The sequence below is a fragment of the Rheinheimera sp. genome (assembly GCF_036568245.1).
Classification (GTDB): domain Bacteria; phylum Pseudomonadota; class Gammaproteobacteria; order Enterobacterales; family Alteromonadaceae; genus Alishewanella.
The window spans coordinates 1-7,253 of record NZ_DATCSY010000226.1; the positions used below are offsets into that span (position 1 = coordinate 1).

Below are 7,253 nucleotides of genomic sequence, written 5' to 3' on the forward strand. Positions count from 1 at the left end.
ACACCTTTGTCGCAAACCCTGCACAAGTTTGGGGCTCACCTAAAATCAAAGATGATTTCACTATTTTTGCCAATGCAGGCTTAGACCTTGGCAACGGCGGTGAAGCCTATATGTTCGGTAACTACTCTGAACGTGATGTTCGTGGTGGTTTCTATTACCGTAACCCCCACACTCGTGGTCAGGTTTTTTCAAATGATAGTGGAGAAACGCTGGCAGTTGTTGACACTACTGGGGCTGGTGGCTGCAGTAACGTGCCAATTACAGGCTTTAACCATCAACAAATAACAGATGCTGTTAATGCGCTGCCCGATAACTGCTTCACATTTTTTCAGATGTTCCCAGGCGGTTTTACGCCTAATTTTGGTGGTAACATCACCGATACATCACTGGCTATTGGCACCAAAGGCGAATTTAAAACGGGCTTTATGGAAGGTGTCTTATATGACTTCAGCGGCGTTGTTGGCCGCAGTGAATCGAACTTCCAGTTATTTAACTCAGTAAACGCGTCACTTGGCCCTGAAACGCCAACTGATTTTGATGCTGGTAAATATATTCAACTGGAAAAGACCTTCAGTGCTGACTTTGTAAAACACTTACCCGTGGGGTTATATGAGGATTTAACCGTTGCATTTGGAACACAATGGACTGAAGAGAGCTTTGAGATTGTTGCCGGAGAGCAAACTTCGTGGGAGGTGGGCCCTTATATTGACCAGGGCTTAAGTAACGGCTCTAACGGTTTCAATGGCTTTCTTCCTCAGTCAGCCGGCACGTCAACCCGACGCAATTACGCAGCTTATGTAGACCTAGAAGCTGAATTCACAGAACACTTTCTTGGTGGACTGGCAGTACGTTTTGAAGACTATGATTCTTTTGGTACGACAACTAACTATAAATTGACTGGACAGTATCGTTTAAATGACGACTGGGCGCTACGCGCATCGACAAGTACGGGGTTTCGCGCACCTACAGTTGGACAGGCTAACGTTAGTAACGTTCGTACTGAAGCAAATCAGGGCGTCTTAGTTGATATCGGCGTATTACCGCCAACTAACCCTGTAGCAGTATTAAAAGGCGCAACGGAGCTTGAACCTGAAGAATCTACCAGCTATGCATTGGGTGTGGTTTACACCGGTTACGATTTCTTTGTAACTGCTGACTACTACCGTATTGAAGTTGACGACCGTATTAGTCAATCAGATGCAATTGATGTTACACCCGCCGATATTGCATTACTCAAAGCGGCCGGTGTTACGGGTATTGATTCGTTAACGAGCATCACTTATCTAACTAATGATTTTGATACACGTACTCAAGGTATAGATGTTGTAGCTAACTATTCTATGGATGCATTTGATGGCCGTAGCAGTTTTGCATTAGCTTACAACTGGAATGATACTGAGGTTACCAAATTTAGTGACATAACCGGAGCGTTTCGTGTATCCCGGCTTGAAAATGACTTGCCTAATCACAGAGCCACCTTTACGTGGACTCAAAGCTGGGATAGCTGGTCAATGTTTTTACGCAGCAATTACTATGGCTCTTATCAAGGCGTTGCCGCTGACGATTCAGCCCGCACCACCAAAGCTGACTGGAAAGTCACTCTAGATGCGGAAGTCAGTTATTATATCAATGATAATTTCATTGTTTCAGCTGGTGCGCAGAATCTGCTGGATAACGATCCTGAAGAACTGCCAGATGTGTGGAAAACAGAATTAGGTGCCAAGTTTTATGAAACATCACCAATGGGTATCAATGGTGGCTACTGGTACTTAAAAGGAACTTACAAGTTCTGATAGTTATTTATCCATACTACACTAATAAAAAAATCCGCCGCTTAGGCGGATTTTTTATCTCATGAAATCAGCCGTTTGTAACGGCTGCCAGTAACGCCTGCAACGGGTGACGTGGTTTGTCACCCATCAACCTTTTTACTTGGCTACGGCAGGAAAAGCCGGTAACCAGAACTTTTTCTGTGCCGTATTTTTCAACAGGCGTACGCCAGCTCATATCAAACAGAGCCTTAGAGTTTTCCAGATTCTGGGCTTCATGACCATATGTGCCCGCCATACCACAACAGCCGACGCTCACTGGTGTCAAACTCATACCGACGTTACTGAATATTTGTTGCCATGCTTTCTCTGTTGCCGGCAACGCGGTTTTCTCTGTACAGTGTGCCAGTAAGGCATAGTCCCCGGCAGCCTTTACCGGCGGTAATGTTTGCTGCACCAGCCACTCATGTAACAGCTGAACATGGAAACTGCCGCGTTCATCTGCAAGCGCTTTATTGTATTCATCCCGGTATACCAGCACCAACGAGGCGTCCAGTCCGAGCATAGGGATATTCAGCTGCTGAAGCTGATTTAAAAACTGTGCTGCCGTGGCTGCAGTGTGGGCAAACTGGCGCAAGAACCCTTTGACATGCTGCGGCTTACCATTCGGTTTAAAGGGTAATAGCACCGGCGAGTAACCAAACTTTTCCAGCAGGCTTAGTGCATCATGCACCAGTTCCGCTTCGTAAAAACTGGTGAAAGGGTCTTGCACCAGTAATACCGTTTTTAACCGCTGCGACTCACTGAGTTGCTGCAGCTGCGCTAAATCAAACCGATATTTATCCCCAATCTGCTTAGTCAGTGACGGTACAGACAGCAGCGGTGTATCAACATAACCAACCGTTTTCTTCAGTATTTTCGCGGTAAGATCACGTTTGAGAATAAAATTAACCAGCCGCGGCGCTTTTGCCAACAGCGGCGCAGTACGCTCAATATTGCCAACAATATAATCTTTAGCCGGACGCAGATAACGGCTATGGTACAGCTGTAAGAAACGAGATCTGAACGCTGGTACGTCAACTTTAACAGGGCATTGCCCTGCGCAGGCTTTACAAGCCAGGCAGCCTTCCATCGCGGCCATCACCTCGTGCGAGAAGTCTTCCTCGCCCTGTCGTTTGGCAAGAGTGTTCTTAAGACGCGGCCACAATGTACTTAAGCCTGACCGCGCACTTTGTAGCTGCTGCTCGTGTTTGAGAACATCAAAACCGCTGTTTTGTGCCAGTCGTAACCACTCGCGCATCAAGCCAGCCCGCCCTTTAGGGCTGTGCCGCCTGTCTTTTGTCACCTTGCTGGACGGGCACATCGGCGAGCTTTCTTCGTAGTTAAAGCACAAGCCGTTACCATTGCAGTTTAAGCTGCTGTCAAAGCTGTCTTTTACTGCCACTGGTATCTGTCGGTCAAACCAGGCACGTTTTTGATCGTCCACCGACACCAGTTTATCGGCACTGTTATAAGGCGTACAAATCTTGCCAGGGTTAACCCTGTTACGCGGGTCGAATGCCGCTTTGATTTTACGCAGCTCAGTAAACAGCTCTTCGCCAAAAAATGCCGGGCCATACTCACTGCGATAACCTTTGCCATGTTCGCCCCACATCAGGCCACCGTATTTGGCCGTAAGTGCTACAACCTGATCTGAAATGGTTCTTAGTAGTTTTTCCTGTTCAGGGTCGCATAAATCCAGCGCAGGCCGTACATGCAAAACACCAGCATCAACATGACCAAACATACCATACTGCAAACCGTGACTGTCCAGCAGAGCGCGAAACTCCAGAATAAAGTCAGCCAGATTTTCCGGCGGTACCGCAGTATCTTCTGCGAAGGCCAAAGGTTTCTGCCTGCCTTGCGTATTGCCCAGTAAACCTACAGCCTTCTTACGCATCGCATAAATGTTACTGATAGCGACGTTATCGTAAGTAAGCTGATAGCCGATAATACCATCTGCCTTATCCGCAATTGCGGCATCAAGCCTTGCAGTAAGCGCCGCTATTTTCTGCTCAATACTGGCTTGCTCTTCAGCATTATACTCAACCATGTTGAGCCCCTGCATATCGATACCGGGCACATCGGTTATCAGATCTTTTACCTGGTGCCAGATAATATCGCGACGGGCTAGGTTCAGCACTTTGCTGTCAACAGTCTCAACAGAGGTTGCATCTGCAGCAACCAAGAAAGGCGCATTGCGAAGCGCACTTTCAAAACTGTCATACTTAACATTGACCAGACATTTGTATTTGGCGATAGGTGTGATATTGAGTTTTGCTTCAACAACAAAACCAAGTGATCCCTCTGAGCCGGTAATAATGCGGGATAAATCAAACTCGGTCAGATCATCATTAAATACATGCTCAAGATCATAGCCGGTCAAAAAGCGGTTTAAGCGGGGAAATTTATCCAGGATCTGTGGCCGGAAATTACGGCAGCTGTCCAACACCTGACGGTATATGCGACCAATACTGTTTGGCTGCTCTGCCCGGTGCTCCGCCTCAAAAGTAGCCATTTTATGTGTTTTCAACACATTGCCGTCTATCAAAACCGTTTTTAACGCCAACACGTGATCGCTGGTTTTACCATAGACCAGTGACCCCTGACCTGAAGCATCTGTGTTAATCATGCCACCAATGGTCGCCCGGTTAGAGGTCGACAGATCCGGTGAAAAGAAAAAGCCATAAGGTTTTAAAAAAGCGTTCAGCTGATCCTTAATGACGCCAGCCTGTACCCTGACCCAGCGTTGCTCGACATTCAGCTCAAGGATATTGCGCATATGCCGCGATAAATCAACAACGACATGTTCTGTCAGAGATTGACCATTAGTACCGGTACCACCACCGCGAGGGCTAAATTTGATATGAGAAAAACTGGATGTCTGTGCCAGCGAGGTCAGGATCACCAAATCATCTGTCGTTTTTGGCAATACAACAGCTTGGGGCAAGGTCTGGTAGACACTGTTATCTGTCGCGATAGCTAAACGACTACCGTAGCTGGTCTCGATATCGCCACTGAAACCGGCCGCAACCAGCGCTTTGTTAAATGCAACAATACTGGCTTCTAATGCCAGCTCAGGATTAAGCTTTGGGATCATAACAGCAGACACTCGGCAATAAGTGCCTGCAGTATAACATTAACTTAGTAACAGGGTCAGCTGGCTACCGGACGGAATTTCAGCTGAATACCACGTAAAAAATACCTCAACACCTGATCCTGACACTCACGATAATGCCTGTGATCAGGCCGACGGAAAAACGCACTTAGTTCAGATTTCCCCAGCCTAAAGTCAGCCGTACTCAGCAGGCTGATTATATCGTCATCTTTTAAATCAAACGCTATTTTAAGCTTACGCAACATTATGTTGTGATTAAGTCTGCTTTCTGGCACCGGTATTTCGCCGTCTCTGGCACCACGCCGCTGGATGATAAGACCATTCAAAAACCTGGCCATCAGCTCATCGTTTATGGCGCTGAACCCCTCGTCTTCATCTTTTTTTAACCACGACACAACCTGCTCTTTCGTCACGGTTGCCCCACCCAGAGCAAAAATATCGATCATGCCATAGTCATGAACATTAAGGCTGTAGCGCAGGCTACGCAGTACATCATTAGGAGTCAAAGTAATGCCCTGTAATGGATATAAGTAGGAAGTGGCCGCTATGATAACATAGCCGGCACAAAATCATCAGTCAGGCTTTATGCAATCAGGGCAAATGTCCGAGCTTGCTGGCTTTTGTTGCCAGGTAACGATGGCTATGTGCTGTCGTTTTCACCCGGTGCTGCACCCTCTCCAGAACATTTACACCGGCGTCAGTCAGCGCCTTTAATTTCCGCGGGTTGTTGGTTAACAGCCGGATTTGTTTGATACCAAGCTGCTCAAACATCTGGGCTGCAATATCATATTCACGCATATCCGGTAAAAAACCCAAAATCTCATTCGCTTCAACCGTATCAAGGCCTTTATCCTGTTCAGCATAGGCGCGGATTTTGTTAATCAAACCTATACCACGACCTTCCTGGCGTAAATACAGGATACAACCACGCCCCAGATCAGCAATTTTGCGCATTGCCGCTTCCAGTTGCGGGCCACAATCGCAGCGCAGGCTAAACAGTGCATCTCCGGTTAAGCATTCAGAATGCACCCGCGCCAGCACAGGTTCATCACCACTAACGTCGCCAAGCGTCAGCGCTACGTGCTCTTTGCCATTTGGCGCTTCAAAGCCGTGCAAGCGGAACTCTGCAAAAGGTGTTGGTAGTAATGTTGACGTTACAAGTTTTAATTTCATCATGACATCTCAGCTAGTGGCTGCAACACAACAGCGCAGGCTTTATTGGGCCACTGCTACAGTAATTCAAGCCAGACAGATACCGTTATTATAGCCTTTGGCCAGATAGCGGCTGCTGATTGTGATAATATCACACTTGCGGCGCACTCACTATTGTTGTGTTGCTTACAGCTGGGCACTCTTCTGTGGATCTGTTGGCTGGCTGGTTATTTTTGCTTCCTGCAGCGCGTGTGCAGAAATCAAACTGACAAGCTCTACATCTCCCGGGATGGCGGCGCCGGTATTACCGGTAATAACATGCAGCTTTTTGTCTTTAATATACAACAGCGGCAAAGCACCATCGCCATAGCGCTGCTGAAAATGCTCGAACGTGAAGTTTTCGGTAATGTTTGTGGTTTTGATCACAGCACCTCTGGCAACCAGACTGGATAACTTAGCGTAGGAAACCTGCTCACCAAATAAGCTAAGCTGTTTCACATAGGTTTCCGACATCTGGTGACGTGCACTGCCCGGCTCTGAGTTATTTAAACCAAAAACCTTGTTCACACCATAGACGTCCTGAAAGTGAAAGTTCACCAATGGATTGAGCTGACGGTATGGCGAAATAATGAACACCCGGCCGATACCAGTCAGATCCAGATACGTTTCAGCATGCTCTGAAGCGGGGTTACCGAAGTAAACCGGAATGTTGTCCATTCTGGCCAGCCGTATGTTGTCCCAGTTGGTGTCTGCCAGCACAACACGGAACTGCTTACCCTGCAGCACTTTTGCCAGGTCGCGGGAAAAACGCGACGCGCCAAAAATCAGCAGCCCCTGATTTGAGCCTGCCGATACCCCTAGCCACTTTGCCCAGCTGGCAGCAGTAAGGCTTTGTATTACAACGGTTCCGATGATGACCAGAAACACCAGAGGCACAATATGTTCGGCGCCGGCGTAACCAAGGTTTTCAAGCTTAATGGCAAATAATGACGACACCGCCGCAGCGACTATCCCGCGCGGGGCGACCCAACTTAAAAACCATTTATCGGCACTTTTCAATGAAGAGCCTAAGGCCGATACCCAAACACTGAGCGGTCTGGCAACAAACATCACCACCAATAATAATCCAATTCCGCCAAAACCCAGATCCAGCACAGCAGCAGAATCCAGCCGGG

At 47.6% G+C, this 7,253-nt stretch carries 4 protein-coding genes and 1 pseudogene; 1 reads left to right on the forward strand and 4 read right to left on the reverse strand.

Translation table 11 applies throughout. The annotated features are described in order from the left end of the window. On the forward strand, nt 1-1,793 hold a 1,793-nt coding region (locus VIN66_RS10500; protein ID WP_331923945.1), incomplete at its 5' end, for a TonB-dependent receptor plug domain-containing protein. A gap of 67 nt (nt 1,794-1,860) precedes the next feature. Here the strand turns inward: VIN66_RS10500 and ydiJ are convergent. The 4 genes and pseudogenes from ydiJ to VIN66_RS10520 all read right to left on the reverse strand — a co-directional run. Beyond that, nucleotides 1,861-4,920, reverse strand: a complete 3,060-nt coding sequence (gene ydiJ / locus VIN66_RS10505) for a D-2-hydroxyglutarate dehydrogenase YdiJ (RefSeq protein WP_331923946.1) — start codon at nt 4,918-4,920, stop codon at nt 1,861-1,863. Between the two features lie 44 nt (nt 4,921-4,964). Further along, complete coding sequence (locus VIN66_RS10510; RefSeq protein WP_331923947.1) at nt 4,965-5,432, reverse strand: DUF1456 family protein; 468 nt, start codon at nt 5,430-5,432, stop codon at nt 4,965-4,967. An 85-nt stretch (nt 5,433-5,517) separates the two neighbouring features. Then, entirely contained in the window at nt 5,518-6,099 is a 582-nt protein-coding gene (ribA, locus tag VIN66_RS10515; RefSeq protein ID WP_414709890.1) for a GTP cyclohydrolase II, read from the reverse strand. A 165-nt stretch (nt 6,100-6,264) separates the two neighbouring features. Next, nucleotides 6,265-7,253, reverse strand: a pseudogene (locus tag VIN66_RS10520) (sodium:proton antiporter); the annotation flags it as partial.